Origin of the sequence: Bradyrhizobium sp. SZCCHNS3016 (assembly GCF_032484535.1) — a bacterium.
GTDB lineage: Bacteria > Pseudomonadota > Alphaproteobacteria > Rhizobiales > Xanthobacteraceae > Bradyrhizobium.
The window spans coordinates 45433-68223 of the sequence record NZ_JAUETE010000010.1 but is presented as its reverse complement, the minus strand read 5'-3'; the positions used below and the strand labels follow the sequence as shown (position 1 = coordinate 68223).

Annotated in this window: 21 protein-coding genes; 7 read left to right on the top strand and 14 right to left on the bottom strand. The window is 66.1% G+C overall.

Annotated features, from left to right (window positions below; genetic code table 11):
- The first annotated feature begins 202 nt into the window (after positions 1–202).
- From QW881_RS19605 to QW881_RS19595, 3 genes are all read left to right on the top strand, one after another.
- Positions 203–1399, top strand: a complete 1197-nt coding sequence (locus QW881_RS19605) for an efflux RND transporter periplasmic adaptor subunit (protein WP_315753299.1) — start codon at positions 203–205, stop codon at positions 1397–1399.
- A 5-nt stretch (positions 1400–1404) separates the two neighbouring features.
- Complete coding sequence (locus QW881_RS19600) at positions 1405–4560, top strand: multidrug efflux RND transporter permease subunit (RefSeq protein WP_315753297.1); 3156 nt, start codon at positions 1405–1407, stop codon at positions 4558–4560.
- A 369-nt stretch (positions 4561–4929) separates the two neighbouring features.
- Positions 4930–5526: a hypothetical protein gene (locus QW881_RS19595; RefSeq protein ID WP_315753296.1), complete on the top strand. Its 597-nt coding sequence runs from the start codon at positions 4930–4932 to the stop codon at positions 5524–5526.
- 173 nt (positions 5527–5699) lie between these two features.
- Here the strand turns inward: QW881_RS19595 and QW881_RS19590 are convergent, their stop codons facing one another.
- The 10 genes from QW881_RS19590 to tkt all read right to left on the bottom strand — a co-directional run bounded on the left by QW881_RS19590 (position 5700) and on the right by tkt (position 16117).
- A complete protein-coding gene (locus tag QW881_RS19590; protein ID WP_315734428.1) occupies positions 5700–6491 on the bottom strand; it encodes an inositol monophosphatase family protein in 792 nt (263 codons plus the stop codon).
- A gap of 129 nt (positions 6492–6620) precedes the next feature.
- Positions 6621–7718: a tetratricopeptide repeat protein gene (locus tag QW881_RS19585; RefSeq protein ID WP_315753294.1), complete on the bottom strand. Its 1098-nt coding sequence runs from the start codon at positions 7716–7718 to the stop codon at positions 6621–6623.
- A 9-nt stretch (positions 7719–7727) separates the two neighbouring features.
- Positions 7728–8405, bottom strand: coding sequence for a thiamine phosphate synthase (locus QW881_RS19580; protein ID WP_315753292.1), 678 nt, complete (start codon positions 8403–8405; stop codon positions 7728–7730).
- Positions 8405–9427, bottom strand: a complete 1023-nt coding sequence (locus QW881_RS19575) for a class I fructose-bisphosphate aldolase (RefSeq protein WP_315753290.1) — start codon at positions 9425–9427, stop codon at positions 8405–8407. Before QW881_RS19575 ends, QW881_RS19580 begins: the two co-directional genes overlap by 1 nt.
- 448 nt (positions 9428–9875) lie before the next feature.
- Positions 9876–10943, bottom strand: a complete 1068-nt coding sequence (gene fba / locus QW881_RS19570; protein ID WP_315753288.1) for a class II fructose-bisphosphate aldolase — start codon at positions 10941–10943, stop codon at positions 9876–9878.
- A gap of 196 nt (positions 10944–11139) precedes the next feature.
- Positions 11140–11397, bottom strand: coding sequence for a hypothetical protein (locus tag QW881_RS19565; RefSeq protein WP_315753286.1), 258 nt, complete (start codon positions 11395–11397; stop codon positions 11140–11142).
- Between the two features lie 46 nt (positions 11398–11443).
- Positions 11444–12634, bottom strand: coding sequence for a phosphoglycerate kinase (locus QW881_RS19560; RefSeq protein ID WP_315753284.1), 1191 nt, complete (start codon positions 12632–12634; stop codon positions 11444–11446).
- A gap of 27 nt (positions 12635–12661) precedes the next feature.
- Positions 12662–12805: a hypothetical protein gene (locus QW881_RS19555; protein WP_315753282.1), complete on the bottom strand. Its 144-nt coding sequence runs from the start codon at positions 12803–12805 to the stop codon at positions 12662–12664.
- Positions 12806–12910: 105 nt separating this feature from the next.
- Positions 12911–13918: a type I glyceraldehyde-3-phosphate dehydrogenase gene (gap, locus tag QW881_RS19550; protein ID WP_315753280.1), complete on the bottom strand. Its 1008-nt coding sequence runs from the start codon at positions 13916–13918 to the stop codon at positions 12911–12913.
- 213 nt (positions 13919–14131) lie between these two features.
- A complete protein-coding gene (tkt, locus tag QW881_RS19545) occupies positions 14132–16117 on the bottom strand; it encodes a transketolase (RefSeq protein ID WP_315753277.1) in 1986 nt (661 codons plus the stop codon).
- A gap of 268 nt (positions 16118–16385) precedes the next feature.
- Here tkt and QW881_RS19540 point away from each other — a divergent pair, with 268 nt between their 5' ends.
- Together QW881_RS19540 and QW881_RS19535 are read left to right on the top strand one after the other, a co-directional pair.
- On the top strand, positions 16386–16736 hold the full coding sequence (locus tag QW881_RS19540; RefSeq protein WP_315734406.1) for a DUF4164 domain-containing protein: 351 nt from the start codon (positions 16386–16388) through the stop codon (positions 16734–16736).
- Positions 16733–17116, top strand: coding sequence for a cell division protein ZapA (locus QW881_RS19535; protein WP_315753275.1), 384 nt, complete (start codon positions 16733–16735; stop codon positions 17114–17116). Before QW881_RS19540 ends, QW881_RS19535 begins: the two co-directional genes overlap by 4 nt.
- Before the next feature lie 285 nt (positions 17117–17401).
- On the opposite strand, the gene QW881_RS19530 is transcribed toward QW881_RS19535, so the two are convergent.
- Positions 17402–17788: an ester cyclase gene (locus tag QW881_RS19530; RefSeq protein ID WP_315753273.1), complete on the bottom strand. Its 387-nt coding sequence runs from the start codon at positions 17786–17788 to the stop codon at positions 17402–17404.
- Between the two features lie 65 nt (positions 17789–17853).
- On the bottom strand, positions 17854–18057 hold the full coding sequence (locus tag QW881_RS19525; RefSeq protein WP_315753271.1) for a hypothetical protein: 204 nt from the start codon (positions 18055–18057) through the stop codon (positions 17854–17856).
- 211 nt (positions 18058–18268) lie between these two features.
- Between QW881_RS19525 and QW881_RS19520 the strand changes: the two genes are divergently transcribed.
- Positions 18269–19537 (top strand): serine hydrolase domain-containing protein, encoded by a 1269-nt coding sequence (locus QW881_RS19520; protein ID WP_315753269.1) that lies wholly within the window; start codon positions 18269–18271, stop codon positions 19535–19537.
- A gap of 3 nt (positions 19538–19540) precedes the next feature.
- Entirely contained in the window at positions 19541–20182 is a 642-nt protein-coding gene (locus QW881_RS19515; protein ID WP_315753266.1) for a glutathione S-transferase family protein, read from the top strand.
- Positions 20183–20256: 74 nt separating this feature from the next.
- Here the strand turns inward: QW881_RS19515 and QW881_RS19510 are convergent, their stop codons facing one another.
- Both QW881_RS19510 and QW881_RS19505 read right to left on the bottom strand, forming a co-directional pair.
- Positions 20257–21507 (bottom strand): TAXI family TRAP transporter solute-binding subunit, encoded by a 1251-nt coding sequence (locus tag QW881_RS19510; protein WP_315753264.1) that lies wholly within the window; start codon positions 21505–21507, stop codon positions 20257–20259.
- Between the two features lie 117 nt (positions 21508–21624).
- Positions 21625–22080 (bottom strand): DsrE family protein, encoded by a 456-nt coding sequence (locus QW881_RS19505; RefSeq protein ID WP_315753262.1) that lies wholly within the window; start codon positions 22078–22080, stop codon positions 21625–21627.
- Positions 22081–22791 lie beyond the last annotated feature (711 nt).

The following is a 22791-nucleotide window of genomic DNA, read 5'->3' as shown; positions in this document are numbered from 1 at the left end:
CACAAAGCACTCACAATTAGGTGAGTCCAAAAAAATCTTGATCTATCAGTCACGTAGTTCGTGTGACATCAAGCCGCCCGGGTTCCGCGTTGCGTCGCAGCAGCTCTTTTCTATGTTGCAGGCAAGGCGAGCGCCAGAATGGCGCCATGACTGGGCCATCCGGTCGACCGGTTTTCATCATCATCGAGGGGCTCCTCCACCCATGTCTCGTTTTCGCGCGTCGCTGGTCAGCAGTGCATTGATGCTCGCGGCCGCCGCGCCGCTGCTGGCCGGCTGTAACGACCCCATCCAGGCTCAGGCCTCCGCCAATGAACAGATCGTCATCCCCGACGTCGGCATCGTGACCGTCGAGCAGAAGGCGCGAGCGATCGTGCGCGAGCTGCCCGGCCGCATCGCGCCGACCCGCGTCTCCGACGTCCGTCCGCGCGTCTCGGGCATCATCGTCGAGCGGCTGTTCCGCCAGGGCAGCGAGGTCAAGGCGGGCGATCCGCTCTATCGCATCGATCCGAAACCGTTCGAGGTGGAGATCCTGTCGAGCCGGGCGGCGCTGGCCAAGGCCGAGGCGGTGCATGAGCGCGCGGTGCAGCAGGCACGCCGCATCGCCCTGCTGTTCAAGGAGCGCGCTGCGCCCGAGGTCGAGCAGGAGAAGGCGGTCGCGAGCGAGCGCGAAGCCGCGGCCGACATCGAGGCCCGCAAGGCCGATCTCGCGCGCGCCCAGCTCAACCTCGACTACGCGACCGTGCGCGCGCCGATCGACGGCATCGTCGGCGCGGCCCAGGTCAGCGAGGGCGCCATCGCGGTTCAGAACGAGACCTCGCTGGTCACGATCCAGCAGCTCGATCCGATCTATGCCGACTTCACCCAGTCGGTGAGCGAGCTCAACCGCCTGCGCCGGGCGTTCGAGTCCGGCGACCTCGACCAGATCTCGCCCGACGCGATCAAGGTCCGTCTCGTGCTCGACGACGGCACGCCGTACTCGATCCCGGGCAAGCTCTTGTTCTCCGACGCCAAGGTCGATGCCGCCACCGGTCAGGTCACCCTGCGCGGCGAGTTCGCCAATCCGAAGCGCGAGCTCCTGCCGGGCATGTATGTCCGCGTCCGCATCGAGCAGGGCATCGACAGCGACTCCGTCGGCGTGCCGCAGCAGGCGGTGCAGCGCAACGCGGCCGGCGGGTCCGAGGTCTACGTCATCCGCGACGACAACCGCGCGATCGCCAGGCCGGTCCGCATCGGTCCGACCCAGGATGGCCTGGTGCTGATCACCGACGGTCTGCGCGCCGGCGACAAGGTCGTGGTCGACGGCTTCCAGAAGTTCGCCGCCGGCGACAGGGTCGCGCCGCAGGTCTGGACCGAGGTCAGCGCCGCGACGCAGCTCGAATCGAAGTCGGCGACGCGGTAAGTCGCATGCCGAGCTTCTTCATCGACCGGCCTATCTTCGCCTGGGTCGTCGCGCTGTTCATCTGCCTGATAGGCGCGATCGCGATTCCGCTGCTGGCGGTGGCGCAATATCCGATCATCGCGCCGCCCTCGATCTCGATCTCGACGAGCTATCCCGGCGCATCGCCGGAGAACCTCTACAACAGCGTGACGCGGCTCATCGAGGAGGAGCTCAACGGCGCTTCCGGCATTCTCAATTTCGAATCCACCAGCGATTCGCTAGGCCAGGTCGAGATCACCGCGAACTTCGTGCCGGGCACGTCGACCAACGACGCCTCGGTCGAGGTACAGAACCGCCTCAAGCGTGTCGAGGCGCGGCTGCCGCGCGCCGTCATCCAGCAGGGCATCCTGGTCGAGGAAGCCTCCGCCGCGGTGCTGCAGATCATCACCCTGCAGTCCACCGACGGCAGCCTCGACGAGGTCGGCCTCGGCGACTTCATGATCCGCAACGTGCTCGGCGAAATCCGGCGCATTCCCGGCGTCGGCCGCGCCACGCTGTATTCGACCGAGCGCTCGCTGCGCGTCTGGCTCGATCCGGCCAAGCTGGTCGGCTACGGCCTCACCGCCGACGACGTCACCAAGGCGATCGGCGCGCAGAACGCGCAGGTCGCCTCGGGCAGCATCGGCGCCGAGCCCGCGACGACCTCGCAGCGCACCTCGGCGCTGGTGCTGGTCAAGGGCCAGCTCGATTCGCCCGACGAGTTCGGATCGATCATCCTGCGCGCCAATGCCGACGGCTCGACGGTGCGGCTGCGCGACGTCGCCCGCATCGAGATCGGGGGCCTGAGCTATCAGTTCAACACCCGCCTCAACGGCAAGCCGACCGCGGGTCTCTCGGTGCTGCTGTCGCCGACCGGCAATGCGCTGGCGACCGCGAGCGCGGTCGAGGCCAAGATGAAGGAGCTGTCGCGCTTCTTCCCGTCCAACATCAGCTATGAAATCCCCTACGACATCACGCCGGTCGTCAAAGCCTCGATCAAGCGGGTGCTGATGACCCTGGTCGAAGCCGTCGTGCTGGTGTTCGTGGTGATGTTCCTGTTCCTGCAGAACATCCGCTACACCATCATCCCGACCATCGTCGTCCCCGTGGCGCTGCTCGGCACCTGCGCGACGCTGATGCTGGTCGGCTACTCCATCAACATGCTGACGATGTTCGGCATGGTGCTCGCGGTCGGCATCCTCGTCGACGACGCCATCGTCGTGGTCGAGAACGTCGAACGCATCATGACCGAGGAGGGGCTGTCGCCGAAGGAGGCGACGCGCAAGGCGATGGGCCAGATCACCGGCGCCATCATCGGCATCACCCTGGTGCTGATGGCGGTGTTCGTGCCGATGGCATTCTTCCCCGGCTCGGTCGGCATCATCTACCGGCAGTTCTCGGTCACCATGGTGGCGGCGATCGGCTTCTCGGCGCTGCTGGCGCTGTCGCTGACCCCGGCGCTGTGCGCGACCCTGCTGAAGCCCGTCGCGGCCGGCCACGGCCATGCGAAGAAGGGCGTGTTCGGCTGGTTCAACCGCTTCATGGACAACAGCCGCAACCGCTACGCCGGCGTGGTCGGCGGTGCGCTGAAGCGCACCGGACGGTTGATGCTGATCTATGCGATCTTCCTGGTCGGGTTGACCTTCGCTTTCATCCGGCTGCCGGGCGGCTTCCTGCCGGTCGACGACCAGGGCTTCATCACCACCGACGTGCAGACACCGGCGGACTCCTCCTATGCGCGGACGCAGGCGGCCGTCGAGGCGGTCGAGAAGTATCTCGCCAAGCGCGAAGGGATCGAGAACGTCACCTTCCTGACCGGCTTCAGCTATGCCGGCCAGGGCGTCAACACCGCCCAGGCCTTCATCTCGCTGAAGGACTGGTCGGAGCGCAGCAAGCGTGACGGCGCCGCGGCGCTGGTCGCCGACATCAACCGCGATCTCGCCGGCTTGCGCGACGCCAAGATCACGGCGCTGCAGCCGCCGCCGATCGACAATCTCGGCAACTCCTCGGGCTTCAGCTTCCGCCTGCAGGACCGCGGCCAGAAGGGCTATGCCGCGCTGACCGCCGCTGCCGACCAGCTGATCGCGGAAGCCAATGCCAGCCCCGTGCTGCAGAAGGTCTATGTCGAAGGCCTGCCGCCGGGACCCCAGGTCAATCTGATGATCGACCGCGAGAAGGCCGGCGCCTTCGGCGTCACCTTCGAGGACATCAACAACACGATCTCGACCAATCTCGGCTCTACTTACGTGAACGACTTCCCCAACCGTGGCCGCATGCAGCGCGTCGTGGTGCAGGCCGATCGCATCAGCCGCATGAACGCAGACGATATCCTCAACTACAGCGTCAAGAACGCCAAGGGACAGCTGGTGCCGTTCTCGTCGTTCGCGACGATCCAATGGGCCAGGGGACCGAGCCAGATCGCCGGCTTCAACTACTATCCGGCGATCCGCATCTCCGGCGAGGCCAAGCCGGGCTACACCTCGGGCGATGCGCTCAAGGAGATGGAGCGGCTCGCCGGCAAGCTGCCGCGCGGCTTCGGCTATGAATGGACCGGACAGTCGCTGCAGGAGAAGCTGTCGGGCTCGCAGGCGCCGCTGCTGCTGGGCCTGTCGGCACTGGTGGTGTTCCTGTGCCTGGCCGCGCTCTACGAAAGCTGGACGATCCCGCTCGCGGTGCTCTTGACCGTGCCGCTCGGCATCCTCGGCGCCGTCGTCGCCGCCAATCTGCGCGGCCTGTCCAACGACGTGTACTTCACGGTGGCGCTGATCACCATCATCGGACTCGCCGCCAAGGACGCGATCCTGATCATCGAGTTCGCCAAGGACCTGCGCGCCCACGGCAAGCCGCTGGTCGCGGCGACGATCGAGGCCTGCTCCTTGCGCTTCCGCCCGATCATCATGACCGGCCTCGCCTTCGTCTGCGGCGTGCTGCCGATGTCGATGGCGACGGGCGCCGGCGGCGCCAGCCAGCAGGCGCTCGGCACCAACGTGATGGGCGGCATGATCGCGGTGGTGATCCTGGCGCTGCTGATGGTGCCGGTGTTCTTCGTCTCGGTGCAGCGCGTGCTCGCAGGCGATCGGGAGAAGACGGAGCCGGTGGCGGAGCGTGAGGCCTATGGGCCACCGGCGCCGGCGAAGTCGTAGACGATCATGAATGGTCTGTCCGGAGGATTGTGCCGACATCCTGCCGCGCGGCCGGTCTGCTCCCCTCCCCCTTGCGGGGAGGGGTTGGGGGTGGGGGGCGCCGAACGCCGAACGTCGTGGCATGCTCCGTTCACAAGTCAGTCAGCGGACATCGGTGCGAAGCGCACGATCTGTAGCGGACCGACTGCGCACACATGAATTGGGCGGTGGGTCATTACATCTCGCGGGACTCGTGGACACCCACCCCCGACCCCTCCCCGCAAGGGGGAGGGGAGCGCACCGGCTTCGCGGCCGCGCTCGAAATCCCCTCTCTGTCTGGAGTTCGCCACTCTCCGCGTGTATGATCCGCCGACGTGAAGCGGTAACGGCATGTCGATGTTCCCACGCAAATTGGCTTTCGCGTTTCTGCTGGCTGGCCTCTGCCTCGGCGCTCCCGGGGCTCACGCCCAGTCTGGCCCCGTGAAATACTGGCTGCCGGGCTGGCCGGTCGGCTTTAGCGATGCCGGCAGCCTCGACTCCTACGGCAACTTTCCGAGCTTCACGACGAACGGCAGCGACAGCGGCTTCTTCTCGCGGCGCTACAGCGTGACGAACAATTGGGCGGCGCTTTCGGGAGTCGGCCTGAGCTCGAACATCGTCAATCGCTACGGCTCGCTCGGCTCGTACACGACCGAAGGCGCGCAATACGGCTACACCTTCAAGAGCGGCGTCAGTGTCTACGGCGGCTTCGACACGCTGAAATACAATCCCGGCCTCGGCGGCCCGTTCGCCACGTTCGATTCGCGCTCGACCTCGACTCCGGCCTACGCCATCAATGGCGGCGTCGAGTTCAAGCCGACGTCCAATGTCAGCCTGTCGCTCGGCTTCAGCTACGCCGGCCAGTCGTCCGACCGCATCGACAGCGACATCAATTCGCCGGCGCTGCCGGGCGCAACGCCACAGGTGTTCACCAGCGGCCGGCGCTGAGGCTGGCCGTGACGTTCACGATGGTCATGCCCGCGAAGGCGGGCATCCTGTAGACACCGACCGTAGAGTTCATCACAGCGGTCCCGGCGTCCTGGATCATCCGCGTCGCGGATGATGACAGCGAGCGAGGGGCGAAAGCCTGGTCCCAAGCGCGCAGCAGCCGCTCGAGGCCGTTACGCCGCCGCCTTCAGCACCTTCACCAGCTCGCGGTGAATGACCTCGTTGCCGCACACGACGTGCCCGGTGGCCAGCGCGTCCTCCTTGCCGTCGATGCCGGAAACAGTGCCACCGGCCTCACGCACCATGATCAAGCCGGCGGCGATGTCCCAGGGTTGCAGGTCGCGCTCCCAATAGGCGTCGAAGCGACCGGCGGCGACGAAGGCGAGGTCGAGCGAGGCGGCGCCGAAGCGGCGGAGACCGGCGACCTTGACCTGCAGCGAGGTCATCTCGCGCAGGAACAGCTGGTGGTCGCCGCGGCCGATATGCGGCAGGCCGCAGGCGATGACGCATTCGTGGAGCTGGCGCCGTGCGGCGACGCGCAGCCGCTGGTCGTTGAGGAACGCGCCCTTGCCACGCTCGGCGATGTAGAGCTCGTCATTGGCGGGATTGTAGATCACACCGGCGATCACGGTGTCCTCGCGCTGGAGCGCGATCGAGATCGCGAATTGCGGGATGCCGTGCAGGAAATTGGTGGTGCCGTCGAGCGGGTCGACGATCCAGGTGTGCGACTTGTCACTGCCTTCCCGCTTGCCGCCTTCCTCGCCGATGAAGCCGTAGCCGGGACGGGCCTTGGAGAGATCCTCGTACAGCATCTCCTCGGCCTTCTTGTCGGCGCGCGAGACGAAGTTCGCTGGCCCCTTCAGCGACACCTGCAGGTGCTCGATCTCGCCGAGATCGCGCTTGAGGTTGCGGCCGGCGCGGCGCGCGGCCTTGACCATGACGTTGATGAGGGCGGAATGGATCATGAGCTCGATGCGCTGGGCTGACCGCACCTTGCGGTGCGCGCCTTCCCCGGAAGCGGACGAAGGCGGGTGAAATGGCTGGCTGTGGGTGCCCTGCCGGGGCCGCCGCGTCAAGGCCGGATCAGCGGCCGATCACTTGACGGTGCCGAGCCAGCGCTTGGCGGCCTGCTCGCCCTTGGCACGGTCCTCAGGGGGCATGTCGGCGAATTTCTCGTCGAGCTTGGGATCGCCCTTGCCGGCCGTCTTGGCCACCAGGTGCCATTTGTAGGCCTCGACCTTGTCCATCTGGGTGGCGATTCCATACAGCAGCACCCATGCCAACCGGTTCTGGGCGACCGGGCTGTTCTGCCGCGCGGCCCGGCGCAGCAGCGCGATGGCCGCGGGCTGGTCCTTCGGCACGCCGGTGCCGTTGAACAGCGCGATGGCGTATTCGACCTCGGCGTCGACATTGTCGGCAATCGCGGCGGCCTGCAGCAGGCGGGCGGCCTTCTCCGGGTCCTGCGGGACGCCGGTGCCCGATTTGTAGAACGTCGCCAGCGCATATTGCGCCTCGGGACTGCCGGCGTCGGCCGCCATGCGCAGCAGCTCGGCCGAGCGCTTGAGGTCCTGCGGCAGGGTCTGGCCGTCGAGATAGAGCAAAGCGAGATTGTAGGCAGCCTTTGGCTCGCCGAGCTTGGCGGCGGAAGCGAGCAGCTTCACCGCCTCTGGCTTGTCGATCGGGCCGCCGCGCCCGGCCAGCCGCATCATCGCCAGCGCGAACATCGCCTCGCGGTCGCCGGCCTCGGCGGCGCGCTTGTACCAGGTCGCCGCCTTGTCGTAGTCGCGGCGGATGCCCATGGCGTTTTCGTAGAGCTGGCCGAGCATCGCCATGGCCTTGGGATCGCCGGCCTGGGCGCGCGGCGACGCCAGGTCGAAGGCGGTCTTGTACTGGCCGCGCTGATAGGCGCCGTAGACCAGGTCGACATTGGGATCATTGGCGGCGGGCTGCGGCGTCGTGGCCGGTGCCGGAGCGGCCGGCTTGCCGGAGGGGGAAGGGGCCGGCTTCTTTGCCGCGGGCGGTGCCGGCGGCTTGGGCTTCTCAGCCGCCTTCTCCGCCGGCCGTTCGATCGGCTTGGGCTTTTCGGCTGGCGCCGGCTGCAGAGCCGGCGGCGTCAGCGAGATCTGCGCGGCCGCGCCCGTCATCGCCATGGCGAACGCAGCAACAACACATGTCAGGCGCAGGATCGTCATCGGCCCCGTTCAGCTCTGTCCCGGCGCGTGGGCCGGCGCGGCCGCATATGCGCTCCGGATCGCGGTGCTGACCTCTGCAAGCGCCGCGGCGGGACCGCGGGCGTCGTTCCAGACGAGGTCGTCGACCAGCACGAAATCGGCTCCGGCCGCGACGAAGTCGGTGGCTTCCTTGAGCGAGATCGCATAGCCGACGCAGGGCGGCTCGAACAGCTCCGCCCACCAGGCGAGGCGCTCGTTGACGGCATCCGGCGACGGCCGCCGTCCCTGCGCATCGCGCTCGCCGAACAGCACATAGTCGGCGCCGAGTTCGCCCGCACGCATCGAATCATGGCGTGTCGACAGGCCGCCGCCGCCGGCGATGCGGTCCGGCTTCAGCCCCGGCAGCGCCTCCTCCAGCGCGGCGAGGCCGGTCAGATGCGCGCCATCGGCGCCGGCGCGGGCGACGATGTCGGGATGGCCGTCGATCAGCAGCGCCGCACCGGCGCCCTGGATCGCTGGCGCCAGCGTCTTGACCGCCGTGATCATGCTGCGCGGATCGCTCTCCTTCAGCCGCACCAGCACCGCCGCGACATCGGCGTTGGCGAGGATCGCCGGCAGGCCGGCGGCAAGGGCCGCCGCATCGGTCACGACCGGCGTTGCCAGATACAGGCGCGGTGCGGGCCGCGCGGAAGTCGTCTTGCCGGACACTATGCGGCCTCTTTCTCAAGCGCTGCGGTCCACTGGCCGCGGCTTGCAAGCGCGTTCATGCGGGCGCGGTGGGTGAAGGCCCGCTGGCCGGCGGGGACGTTCGCCGCCTTGCCGGCCCATGCCTGTTGCGGCGCCGCCTGCAGCGCGCGGCCATAGGAGAAGGTCAGCCTCCAGGGCAGCGGCCCGAGCCGGTTCATCGCGTCGAGATGCGCGGTGGCACTCTCGTCCGATTGTCCGCCGGACAGGAAGGCGATGCCGGGCACCGCCGCAGGCACGCATTCCTTCAGCAGTTGGACGGTCCTTTCGGCGACCTCCTGCACCCCGGCCTGGTCCGGCGACTGCTTGCCGGGCACCGCCATGTTGGGCTTCAGGATCATGCCCTCCAACGCGACGCGCTGGATGCGCAATTCACGAAACACCTCGTTCAGGACGCGGCGCGTGATGCCGAAGCAGCGACCGATGTCATGATCGCCGTCCATCAGCACCTCCGGTTCGACGATCGGCACGATGTTCGCGGCCTGGCACAGGGCGGCATAGCGGCCGAGCGCATGCGCGTTGACATGGATCGCTGTCATCGAAGGGATATTGTCCTTGTCGATATCGATCACGGCCCGCCATTTGGCGAAGCGCGCACCCAGCGCGTAGTACGTCGCCAGCCGATCCGCAAGCCTGTCGAGGCCGACCGTGACCCGCTCGCCGGGGCAGCCGGGTAGCGGCTGCGTTCCCTCATCGACCTTGATGCCCGGAATGCCGCCGGCCGCCTCGATCAGCTTCACCAGCGGGGTGCCGTCGGCGGCGTTCTGGCGGATGGTTTCGTCATAGAGGATGACGCCGGAGATGAACGACATGCCTGCGCTGCGAAACAGCATCTCGCGATAGTCGCGGCGGTTCTGTTCGGTCGATTCCACCTTGATGGCATCGAAGCGCTTCTTGATCGTCCCGGTCGATTCATCGGCGGCGAGGATGCCCTTGCCCGGCGTGACCATGGCAAGGGCCGTGCTGTTCAGTGCGGAGAGATTCATGCTTGGCTCCAGACGCACCTGCCCTGCCCATCAAAATAGACGGTTCTCGGGCGGATGCCGAGCAAACATTGGCCGCAGCCAAGGCAGGCTCTCGCAGAGGTGAAGGAGAGATTGCTGATCAGACGACCTGTCGCGTCAAAGGCAGCCGACTCCCCTTGCGGAGAGGGGTTGGGGGTGGGGGTCCACGCGCGCTGAATTCAGTGAGTTGCGTCTACAATCGTCCCTCGTCAATCGCTATGGGGGTGCGCGCGGTCAGGCCTTCCCTGTGTCGCTCATAACTCATAACTGCAAGATCGCCGACACGTGCTATCGAGCCCATCACTGATAGGATCACTCGGAGACCCCCACCCCCGACCCCTCCCCGCAAGGGGGAGGGGAGCTCACTGCCGTCGCGGTGACCACCGAGGTCTAGCAAGCTCAGCGGGCTGAGTGGGCTGTAAACGCCGGCTCACGCCACCTTCGGATCGAGCTCGCCCTTGGCGTAGCGCTTGGCCATCTCGGCGGTCGTCAGCACGCGCTTGATCTTGGAAGCCTGGCCGGCGGTGTTGAACTCCTGCAGGCGCTGCTTGCACAGCTTGGCCATCGCCTCCATCGCCGGCTTCAGGTACTTGCGCGGATCGAACTCTTCCGGGTGCTCCGAGAGCACCTTGCGGATCTGGCCGGTCATCGCCATGCGGTTGTCGGTGTCGATGTTGATCTTGCGCACGCCGTTCTTGATGCCGCGCTGGATTTCGCTGACCGGCACGCCCCAGGTCGGCTTCATCTTACCGCCGAAGGAATTGATGATCTCCTGAAGGTCCTGCGGCACCGACGATGAGCCGTGCATCACCAGATGCGTGTTCGGCAGCTTGCGGTGGATCTCCTCGATCACGTTCATGGCGAGGATGTCGCCGTCCGGCTTGCGCGTGAACTTGTAGGCGCCATGCGAGGTGCCCATCGCGATCGCGAGCGCGTCGACCTTGGTCTCACGCACGAACTTCACCGCCTCGTCGGGATTGGTCAGCAGCTGATCGTGCGACAGCTTGCCCTCGGCGCCGTGGCCATCCTCCTTGTCGCCCATGCCGGTCTCGAGCGAGCCGAGCACGCCGAGCTCGCCCTCGACCGAGATGCCGCCGAGATGCGCCATGTTGGTGACCGCCTTGGTCACCCCGACATTGTAGTCCCAGTCGCCGGGGGTCTTGCCGTCGGCCTTCAGCGAGCCGTCCATCATGACGGAGGTGAAGCCGGCCTGGATCGCGGTCATACAGGTCGCGGGCTCGTTGCCATGGTCGAGATGCACGCAGACCGGAATGTGCGGATAGATCTCGGTGACCGCGTCCATCATGTGCTTGAGCATCACGTCGTTGGCGTAGGAGCGGGCGCCGCGCGAGGCCTGGATGATGACGGGCGCGTCGACCGCATTGGCCGCCTCCATGATCGCCAGCGCCTGCTCCATGTTGTTGATGTTGAAGGCCGGGACGCCGTAATCGTGCTCCGCCGCGTGATCGAGCAATTGACGCAACGTAATACGAGCCATGGCTGGAACTCCCTGAGATTAAGGATTGGACCGTGCGGCAGGATGCGCACGCGCCGAAACTGCTGCACCGTGCATAACGCGGTGGTGGGCGGATTCCAAGGGCAGTGGCGACGCAGCCCGGAGGAGGAGGCGGTCAGGATATGTCTAGGGTTAGCGCGTAGGGCTGGCGCGTTGCCGGTAGCTCAACGATGGGAGATCAGGTCTTCCTGGCTTCAAGAGCAGCGATGCGCTCCTCGACCTCGGTGACACGCTCGTCGAAGTCACTGGCGGCCGCGCGCATCATCACCAGCATGCCGGCAGAGTCCCGACGCTGCTTGCGGATCAAGGCTTCCATGCGCTCGTGCTCGGCTCGATTATCCAGCCTGAACTGTCCGACCTCTGTCCGGAGCGCAGTAATGCTCTCCTGGATCTTGATCAGGATCGAATGGACAGCGTCTGTCGGAGTCTCGACCATGGATGGAACATAACAGAAACATCCATGGCCGACAAGGTCCGAGAAATCAGGCCTTCAGCACCTCGACGCCCGGCAGCGGCTTGCCTTCCATCCACTCCAGGAAGGCGCCGCCGGCGGTCGAGACATAGGTGAAGTCCGAGGCAACTCCGGCCTGGTTGAGCGCCGCGACGGTATCGCCGCCGCCGGCCACCGAGACCAGCTTCTTGGCCTTGGTGCGCTCGGCGGCGTGCTTGGCGGCGACCATGGTGCCGCGGTCGAACGGGTTCAGCTCGAAGGCGCCGAGCGGGCCGTTCCAGACCAGCGTCGCCGCATCGTCGATCGCGGCATGGATGCGCGCGGTCGATTGCGGGCCGACGTCGAGGATCATGCTGTCCGGCGGAATGGCGTCGAGCCCATAGGCGAAGGACGGCGAGTTCGCCGCGAAATGATAGGAGACGGTGGCATCCACCGGCAGGATGATGGCGCAGTTCGAGGCTTCCGCCTTCTCCATGATCCGCAGTGCGGTGGCGGCGAGATCCTTCTCGGCCAGCGACTTGCCGATCTGCACGCCCTGGGCATGCAGGAAGGTGTTGGCCATGCCGCCGCCGATCACCAGCGCATCGACCTTGGTGACGAGGTTTTCCAACAGGTCGATCTTGGTCGAGACCTTGGCGCCGCCGACGATCGCGATGACCGGCTTGGCCGGCCGGCCCAGCGCCTTGTCGAGCGCGTCGAGTTCGGCCTGCATGGTGCGGCCGGCATAGGCCGGCAGCTTGTGGCCGAGGCCCTCGGTCGAGGCATGGGCACGGTGCGCTGCGGAGAAGGCGTCGTTGACCCAGAGGTCGCCGAGCTTGGCGAGCTCGCCGACGAAGGCCGGATCGTTCTTCTCTTCCTCCTTGTGGAAGCGCGTGTTCTCCAGGCACAGCACGTCGCCGTCCTTCATCGCGGCGATCGCGGTCGCCGCCGGCTCGCCGATGCAGTCGTCGGCAAAGGCGACGGGACGCTTGATCACTTGCGAGAGCGCAGTGGCGACCGGCTTCAGCGAGTCCTTGGCATCGCGGCCCTTCGGCCGGCCGAAATGCGCGAGCAGGATGACCTTGCCGCCCTTGGTCGCGATCTCATTGATGGTCGGCGCGACGCGCTCCAGGCGCGTGGCATCGGTGACGTGGCCATTCTCCATGGGCACGTTGAGGTCGACGCGCAGCAGCACGCGCTTGCCTTTGACGTCGACGTCGTCGAGGGTGCGGAATTGTTTCATTGAAGCCACCGTAAAACGAGGGACTAATCAGTGGTGATTATATCCGTCGGTGTTTTCCGGCGGATTGCCTTCCTGCTTCGTCGTCACCCGCATGCCTTGGCGGAAGCCATAAGCGATCAGGCCGATCAGCAACATCGCACCGGGGATACCGAGCCAGTTGGGAAGGGTCATGACGCTTCCTCAGTCGTCATTCCGGGGCGGTCCGCCGGACCGAACCCGGAATCTCGAGGTTCCGGGTTCGATGCTGCGCATCGCCCCGGAATGACTGGCAGGTGGTTACAGCAGCTTGCCCATCGCCACGGCGGTGTCGGCCATGCGGTTGGAGAAGCCCCACTCGTTGTCGTACCAGGACATCACGCGCACGAGGTTGCCGTTCATGACCTTGGTCTGGTCCTGGTGGAACGTCGAGGAGTGCGGATCGTGGTTGAAGTCGATCGAGACGTTCGGCGCGGTGGTGTAGCCGAGAATGCCCTTCAGCTCCTGCTCGCTGGCGCGCTTCATCGCCTCGTTGATTTCCTTCGGATCGGTGTTGCGCTTGGCGACGATCTTGAGGTCGACCACCGAGACGTTCGGCGTCGGCACCCGGATCGCGACGCCGTCGAGCTTGCCCTTCAGCTCGGGCAGTACCAGGCCGATCGCCTTGGCCGCACCGGTCGAGGTCGGGATCATCGACATCGCCGCCGCGCGGCCGCGATAGAGATCCTTGTGCATGGTGTCCAGCGTCGGCTGGTCGCCGGTGTAGGCGTGGATCGTGGTCATGAAGCCGGTCTCGATGCCGACCGTGTCGTTCAAGACCTTGGCGATCGGGGCCAGGCAGTTGGTGGTGCAGGAGCCGTTGGAGACGACGAGGTGCTCCTTGGTCAGCGCGGTGTGGTTGACGCCGTAGACGATGGTGGCGTCAGCGCCGTCGGCCGGCGCGGAGACCAGCACGCGCTTGGCGCCGGCGGTCAGGTGCGCCGAGGCCTTGTCCTTTGAGGTGAAGATGCCGGTGCATTCCAAGGCGATGTCGACGCCGAGATCCTTCCAGGGCAGCTTCGACGGATCACGCTCGGCCGTCACCTTGATCTTGCCGTTGCCGATGTCGATGCTGTCACCGTCGACGGTCACGGTGTGGGGGAAGCGGCCGTGCACGCTGTCGAAGCGCAGCAAATGGGCATTGGTCTCGACCGGGCCGAGATCGTTGATGCCGACCACCACGATGTCCTTGCGGCCCGATTCCGCGATGGCACGCAGAACGTTGCGGCCGATGCGGCCAAACCCGTTGATCCCGACCCGGACTGCCATTTTCGTCTCCTTCAATGACGTTTCTCATCCCCGTCGGCAGCCTTCTCACGGGCCCCACGAGGGTTTTGGAACTGTTGCCGCCCGGTTCTGCCGGGCGGGAGCGGACGATATGGTCCTTTCGTAGTCCTTTTTTTGCGATCGCTCAACCGTCGCGAATCACGTTCGTGCGGCGCTCCTGATTTGGTGAACCGCCGCGCAGGGTCGAGCGGGCCTTTACGCCAGCCGCTGTACGGCCGCCGCGACAGCCGCCTCGGCGGTGATGCCGAAATGCTTGTAGAGCTCCTTGGCCGGGCCGCTTTCGCCGAACGAATGCATGCCGATGAAGATGCCGTCCTGGCCGATCACCGCATCCCAGCCCCAGCGCACCGCGGCCTCGATGGCGATCTTGACCGGCGCGTTGCCGATGATCTTGGCCCTGGTCTCGGCCGGCTGCTCGAGCAGCAGCTCCAGCGAGGGTACCGAGACGACGCGGGCTGGGATGCCACGCTCAGCGAGCTGCTTCTGCGCGGCCACCGCGATCTCGACCTCGGAGCCGGTCGCGAACAGCGACACCTTGGCCTCGCCTTGGGCGGCGACGAGCTCGTAGCCGCCCCGGCTGCACGGATTATCCGACGGCGCTGAGGTGCGCAGCTGCGGCAGGTTCTGCCGCGTCAGCGCCAGCACGGTCGGACCGTTGGTGCGGTTCAGCGCCAGCTCCCAGCATTCGGCGGTCTCGACCGCATCGCACGGCCGGAACACCCGCATGTTCGGGATCGCGCGCAGCGCGGCCAGATGCTCGACCGGCTGGTGCGTCGGGCCGTCCTCGCCGAGGCCGATCGAATCATGCGTCAGCACGTAGACGACGCCGGCGCCCATCAGCGCCGACAGCCTGATAGCGCCACGCGCATAGTCCGAGAACACCAGGAAGGTGGCGCCGTTGGGCGCGAAGCCGCCATGCAGGAAGATGCCGTTCATGCAGGCGGCCATGCCGTGCTCACGGATGCCGTAATGGATGAAGCGCCCCTTCGGCGTCTTGGCCGAGAACGAGACAGCCGACTTCGCCTTGTTGTTGTTGGAGCCGGTGAGGTCGGCGGAGCCGGCCACGAACTCGAACGGCATTGCGGCTGCGATCACCTCGATCGCGGCCTCCGACGATTTGCGGGTGGCGACGTTGAGCGGGGTCTCCAGCAGCGCCTTCTTGTGGTCCTTCAGCGCCTTCGCCAGCGCGGCGGGCCGCTCGTGGCGCAGCCGGCGCTCGAACTCGGCGCGCTTGCGCGGGCCCATCTCGCCAAGCCGGGTCTCCCATTCGCCGCGCGCAGCCGCGCCGCGGCGGCCGGCCTCGCGCCAGGCGGCGAGCACGTCGTCGGGCACGGAGAACGGCTCCTGCGAAATGCCGAGCTTCTCCTTGGCGCCCTTCAATTCCTCCGCGCCCAGCGCCTCGCCATGCACCTTGGAGGTCCCGGCCTTGGTCGGCGCGCCGTAGCCGATGGTGGTCTTGCAGGCGATCAGCGACGGCTTCGACGACTTCTGCGCCCGCGCGATCGCGGCCGCAATCGCCTCGGGATCATGGCCGTCGATCAGCTCGGCGGCCCAGCCGCACGCCTTGAAGCGCTTCACCTGGTCGACCGAGTCGGCAATCGACAGCGGGCCGTCGATCGAGATGCCGTTGTCGTCCCACAGCACGATCAGCTTGTTGAGCTTCCAGTGCCCGGCCATCGCGATCGCTTCCTGGGAGATGCCCTCCATCAGGTCGCCGTCGGAGGCCAGCACATAGGTGTGGTGGTCGACGATCTTCTTGCCGTATTCGGCCTGCAGCATCTTCTCGGCCAGCGCCATGCCGACCGCGGTGGAGATGCCCTGGCCGAGCGGGCCGGTGGTGGTCTCGATGCCCTTGGTGCGGAAATTCTCCGGGTGGCCGGGGGTGAGCGAATCGACCTGGCGGAAGCGCTTGATCTGGTCGAGCGTCATCTCCTCGTTGCCGGTCAAGTACAACAGCGCATAGAGCAGCATCGAGCCGTGGCCGGCGGAGAGCACGAAGCGGTCGCGGTCCGGCCAGGCGGGCGCTGCGGCATCGTATTTCAGCACGCGGGTGAACAGCACGGTGGCGACGTCCGCCGCGCCCATCGGCAGGCCCGGATGGCCCGATTTGGCCTTCTCGACGGCGTCCATTGCGAGCCCGCGGATGGCGTTGGCCATGCGGGAATGATCGACCTGCGTCATGCTGGAATCCGTCCAAACGTGAAATGCTGATGACAGGAGCGCCGCCGGTATTGCTGGCGGGCCGGGATTTTGCGGGCTGATTAGCACCTCGGTTCCGGGAATCAAAGGTTCTGCAACGCCGGGAACCTCCCAAAAGTTGCTTAGTAGTGCATAGTTTCGGCCGAGCGTTGCGCTTGGCTCGCCCAGCACGTAAGATTTTGCCCGTAACCGCTTGCCGGACAGCGCTTTTGTCGCATCCCGCTTGCTCCGAGGGCCTCGCATCCGTGCCATGAACGATCACCCTGCCAATCTTACCGGCCAGGTGGAACCCGGCGCCGCCGATCTCGAGGCGGCGACGCGGCGACTGATGACGGCCCTCGACGCGCTGGAGAGCGCGGTCGAGCGGCGGCGCGAGGCGGATCGTGACGAGGACGAGCTCGCAACGCGCATCCAGGCGCTCGGCGCCGACCGCTCGCGTCTCGCCGACGAGCTCGACGGCTCGTTGATGAAAACGCGACGGCTCGAGCGCACCAATCGCGAGATCGCCGAACGTCTGGACACCGCGATCGGCACCATCCGCACCGTGCTCGCTGGCGGCGACGGGCAGGACGCCGCTGAAGACGATGAGGACGAGGAATGAGCCACATCAACGTCACCATCAACGGCCGCCAATATCGCATGGCCTGCGAGGAAGGCCAGGAGCTCAGGCTGCTCAAGCTCGCCGAGAGTCTCGAATCGCGCATCACCAATCTACGCGGCAAGTTCGGCGAGATCGGCGACGCCCGGCTCACCGTGATGGCGGCGCTCACCGTGTGCGATGAGCTGATCGATGCCAATCAGCGCGTGCAGGTGCTGGAGCAGGAGCTCGAAGGCCTGCGCAACGTGCGCAACCAGTCCGCCGACCGCGCTCGTGCGACGCAGGTCGCGGTGGCGAAAGCGCTGAACGCTGCCGCCGAGCGCATCGAGCGCACCACGCAGGTGCTGAACCGCACCATCGGTGGTGGCGTGGCGATCGGGTGAGGTGATTCAAGCCCTCGCGGCAACGAATAATCGCGTTGTGGGTTTCTCCATCAGCGATTGTCTAACCTGCGGCCTCATCCAAGGTGTCGTCCCGGCCTTGAGCCGGGACCCATACCGCGCGATCTCCCGATCGGGCAGGATGGCTGCGGACGGGTGCAACAATAATCAGCTGTGGTTATGGGGCCCTGCTTTCGCAGGGACGACAGCTCCTGCCACGACCAAGCGAACATGGCGCGACGGGGTTCGGACAACATTGGGGCGCTAGTGCCGGCCACGCGTTCGCATTCACAGCTGCGCCTCGATTGCTGTCTTGTCGATGACCGACCACACCTCCGCGATCCTGCCGTCGCGGAATTCGTAGAACACGTTCTCGGTGAACGACACGCGCCGGCCGTTGATGGCAAAGCCGAGAAATGCGCCGCGAGGCCGGCAGTCGAATTCCAGCCGGCTCGCAACAAGGGGCGGGTCTGACAGCAGCAGGCCGATGTCGAAACGGAGATCGGGAATGTCGGCGAAGTTTCCGATCAGCATGTCGCGATAGCCGGAGAGTCCGAGCTGCCGGCCGTTGTGAACGACGTGCTCGTGCACGAAATCGCCGAGCTGCGGCCAGGCCTGCGCATTCAGGCAGGCGATGTAGGCGCGATAGTGATTGGCGAGCTCGGGTCCGGTCATGGCGCTGCGTTCGTTCGAAACGAGAGCAGGCAACCTCTCGCAACGGCAACGGTTCCGACCAGGGATCAAAGTCCTCCTAAGATCAGTGCGATGGTTTCCAACGGGAATGCCGCCGCCAGGGCGCCGACGGTCAGGCCGATGACGCCCAGCACGACGGCGCCGATCCAGCCGCCTAAGTGAAGGCCGACGGCAACACCTGCGAATGTGCCTGTCGCCATCGCGCAGACAGCCCAGAGCGTGTGAAGGATGAGTCCGATTGTCCTCAGCATGCGTGATCTCGCGTGTCAGCGGTCTCACCCGTCCCCCTCCGATTGGTCGCGCGGATACGCCGTTGTGCGGCAGCGAAGCCGATCACGTCATCGCGATGCGATCGTGTTGCGACCGCTTGTCGTTCCTCCCTGTGTCCTCTACTCATTGTCCAGGCGGAGCCATTGAATCCCGTGGCGACAAACGGGATCGTCCGCGCATCAGGGAGTGCCCATGAAGACGCTGCTCAAGGCGGCCGTAGCCACAGCCTTCACCATGATCATCACGCAGGTCGCTGCCGCGCCCCTGCCGGAGGCCAAGCCCGACGAGGTCGGCTTCTCGCCGGCGGGTCTTGCACGCATGGATGATTTCTTCGCCCGCGAGATCGCCGCCAAGCGCGTGCCCGGCGCGGTCGTGGCGATCGCGCGTGACGGCAAGCTCGTGCATTACAAGGCCTACGGCCAGCTCGATCCGGTCAAGGGCACGCCGATGCCGCTCGACGCGATATTCGCCTTGGCCTCGATGACCAAGCCGATGACTGCGGTCGGCGGGCTGATGCTGATGGAGCAGGGGAGGCTGCCGCTGCAGGCCAAGCTCGCCGACTACTATCCGGCCTTCGCCGACATGAAGGTCGGCGTCACCCAGGAGAACGGCGCGCTGCTGCTGGTGCCGCAGGCCCGCCCCATCCTGATCCACGATCTCTATCGCCACACCTCCGGCCTGATGTATGGCGGACGCCCCGACAGTTCGAGCCCGGTGGCGCGGCTCTATCCCGACGGCACGGCGCCGGCGATCGAAGGCGACACCCAGGCCTTCATCGAGCGCATCACCAAGCTGCCGCTGGCGCATCAGCCGGGCACGCAGTTCGAATACGGCTTCTCCATCGACGTGCTCGGCGCCGTGATCGAGAAGGTCAGCGAGCAGCGGCTCGGTGAATATCTTTCAACCAATGTCTGGAAGCCGCTCGGCATGCAGGACGCGACCTTCGCGCCGACCGACGCACAACGCCCGCGGCTGGCGCATCCGTTTCCGAACAATCCGCTGACCGGCAAGCCGCAGGCGATCAAGCTCCTGGACACGCCGACGAAGTCGGACTGCGGCGGCGCCTGCTCGTTTGCCACCATCGGCGACTACGTCCGCTTCGGCCAGATGCTGCTCAATGGCGGCGAGCTCGATGGCGTGCGGATCCTGAGTCCGAAGACGGTGCACCACATGACCTCCAACCATCTCGGGCCCGAGATCAAGAACACCGTCGCCACTGTCGAGCCGCATCGCGCCGGATTCAGCTTCGGGCTCGGCGTCGCCGTGCGCGTCAGCGAGGGCCTGTCGGCGGTGCCCGGCAATCCCGGCGAGTTCAGCTGGAACGGCGCCTATGGCACGCAGTTCTTCTGCGATCCGAAGGAGCGGCTCGTCGTGGTGGTCGGCACGGCCGCGCCCGGGGACTTGCGCAAATATTATCGCGAGCAGGTGCAGGACATCGTCTATGGCGCGATGGTGAAATAGCGCATGCTCACGGTTCATCACCTCGGCAAGTCGCAGTCCGAACGTATCGTCTGGCTCTGCGAGGAGCTGGAAATTTCGTACGAACTGAAATGCTACACGCGCGACGCCCGGACGATGCTGGCGCCGCCCGAGTACAAGGCGCTGCATCCGATCGGCGCGGCGCCCGTGATCACCGACGGCGAGCTGGTGCTCGCCGAGTCCGGCGCGGTCGTCGAGTACATCATCGCCAAATACGGCCACGGTCGGTTGCGGCCCGGGCCGGACGATCCGAGCTTCGCGCCGTTCCTCTACTGGCTTCATTTCGCCAACGGCACCCTGCAGGCCGCGATGGGCCGGCTCATGATCCTCAACCGGCTCGATCTGCCGGACGACAATCCCGTGCTCGGCGCTATCAGGGCGCGGCTCGACCGCGCCTTTGCAGCCGTCGAGACGCGCTGCGGCGAGGCGGACTATCTGGCAGGCGGCGCGCTTACCGCCGCCGACATCATGACGGTGTTTTCACTCACCACCATGCGCTACTTCCTGCCCTACGACCTCGCGCCGTTCCCGAACATCCGCGCCTACCTCGCGCGCATCGGCGCCCGCCCGGCCTATCAGCGCGCCATGGCCAAGGGGGACCCGGGCATGGCGTTGTTGTTGAGCTGATCCCGCTCAGTCTGCGTGCCACCACGCAATGACGTCATCCGGCGTAGAGGCGATCGCTGTGAAGCCCGATCGCCTCACTTCCCCTGCCGCTTGCGGCTCCAGTCCAGGAACGAGCGATACAGCTCCTCCTTCTCCGCCTTCGACGTCGGCGCCTTGGCCTGCGATTCGAGAAAGGCCTCGAAGCGCTCCTGCTGCGACAGACTGCCGGTCGCGGCGGGCGGCAGGCCGACATTGGCCTCGTTCTTCATCCGCTCCAGCACGGCGTCGACATAGGGATAGCGCTGCCAGCCCGGCACCTGGGCCTCGAGATTGAGATCCTTCCAGCCCGGATGGAACGGCGGCTGCTGCAGCCGCGCGAGGTTGGTGAACAGCGTGTCGACGAAGCGGTTGACGCGGTCGGCGCGGTCGCTGCCCGGCTTCCAGTTGTAGACCGCCAGCACCGACGGCACGGCGATCGTTTCCACGGCGGTGTCAGGTGCGACCAGCCCCGGATAGGTGTCGGCCTTGATGCTGGTCGGATAGTAGAAATCCGAGAATTGCTGCGTGTATGGCACCGGCACGAAGTGGAATCCAGGATCCGCCTTCTTGCCGCTGAACAGCTCGCCGGGCTTGGAGGCGACATAGACCATCGCGGCGATCTCGCCCTTGTGCAGCTTCTCCAGCGCAACAGGACCACCGATGGCGACAGGCTCGATGTCGATGCCGAGGCGCCGGAAGATCAGCGGCCCCGTATGCGCCGCGGCAACGCCGGCCGTTCCAACCGCGATCTTATGGCCCTTCAGATCCTGCAGCGACTTGAACTCCTCGCGCGCATAGATGTGCACGTCGGAGATGAAGAAGCGCAGCACGTAGCGGATGCGGTCGTTGATGTTGGAGAGGCCGGCCTGCTTGGCGTAGAAGTCGAACGCATCGGCGTAGGTGATCGCGACGTCGACGCCGCGCAGATACAGGAGATCGGCGATGTTGGAGGTGGTGCCGCGCGTCACCATCGGGATCAGGCGCATGTTGTCGCCATCGTCCATCGTCCGCGCCATCTCGCTGGCGAAGCGCACGAAGCCGCCGTCCGGCAGGCCCGCGGCCAGGCCGACGGTCCATTGGTTCATGCGCGTCTTGATGGCGGCTTCGTCCGAGGCGCTCCGTGGTTCGGGCGCGCGGGTCTCGGAGACCCGACGCTCGACGGCCCGCCGTTCGGACGCGCGCGCAGGCTTGATCGAGAGCGGAGCGGCGGACTGCTCTTGCGCCAGCACCGCGCCGACGGGGGTGAGCAAGGCAGCCGAAAGCGTTGCCAGCACCAGCAGCGCCGGCCGGGCGAGTACTCTGTGCATGTGACTAGTCCCCGATCGCGTCTGCTCGCCATTCCCCCGAGCAGACTGATGACACAGATCAATCCAAGATCGTATCTCAATGAGCCCTAAACCTGGCAGTTTTGGGGCAAGAACTACCTAAGGTTTCAGGTAGCTCCAGCCGCTCTCCTGCAATTCCATCAGCCTGACGGCGCCCGAGGGCACCAGGCTCGCTTCGGCGACGATCGCAATCGGATGTCCTTCGCGTTTCTCCATGCCGCGTTTGGTGATGTTGCAGGCGGAGAACTTGATCTTGGCGGGAAAGCTGAGCTCGGCGATCTGCTTGAGCCGGTCCTTCACCGGCGAGGTATCCTCGCGCAGCATGTTCAGCCCGGGTCCATAGGTGACGAGTTCGATCTCGACCTCCTCGCCCTTCTCCTTGAACGTCTCCATGATGTTGGTGGCGTTGTTCAGCGCCAGATTCATGATCGCCGGATCGTTCTGATCGACCTGGATCGAGACGCGATGAATCTTGACGTCGGCGGCGAGGCTCGCAGCAGCCGACGCGATCAGTAGCGCGCAGGCGGCCGTGACAGATTTGAGATCGAAGCGCATGCCAGGACTCCAATGTACGATGCAGAGCATTGCGATGTGGGCATGATCTGCCACAACCTCAGCTCCAAGTCGATGAGCCCGAATCATGGCGACACTATGCGCTGATGCGGCTTGCGTTGCCTCACGGCGGCCGCGATGACCGTCATGGCCGTAGGGATCGACGATGTCGCTGATCGCCGCGGTTTTGATCACCGCTGTCGCCAGCAATTCCGCTGTCGTCCCGGCCTTGAGCCGGGATCGATAGCCACCGCTGGTCTCGACGACGCTCGGTCACTGCCATTCTGCCTCATCGATGGATCTCGCGGTATGGGTCCCGGGTCGGCGCCGCCGCGGCGCTTGCAGACCGTTGCGGCTTGCCAGGGACGACAGCGGAATGTCTGGGCGCGCCCGGGGTCGTCGCGCTGCATACCTTCTTGCACGGCCTCCGCGGCACGACGGGCAATCCGCGCATGTCCCTCATGCGCAAACTGCCCGTCGCGTTACGATGTCGCACGCCACATGCCTTGCCGTGCCGGGCAAATCAGGTGGATGCTTCCGCTCGTCCTGCTGCCGCATGAGGGGCGTGTCGCGACCGTCACGAGACGTTGGCAGTGGGATGCGATGGGCGTGGATTGCCGCAGCGTGAGTTGATCGCGCGGACGAACGGCGATGCACGTACGGTCAAGTCGCGTGGTCCTGACACCCCGATGCTGGTGTCCCGCGCAATGCGCG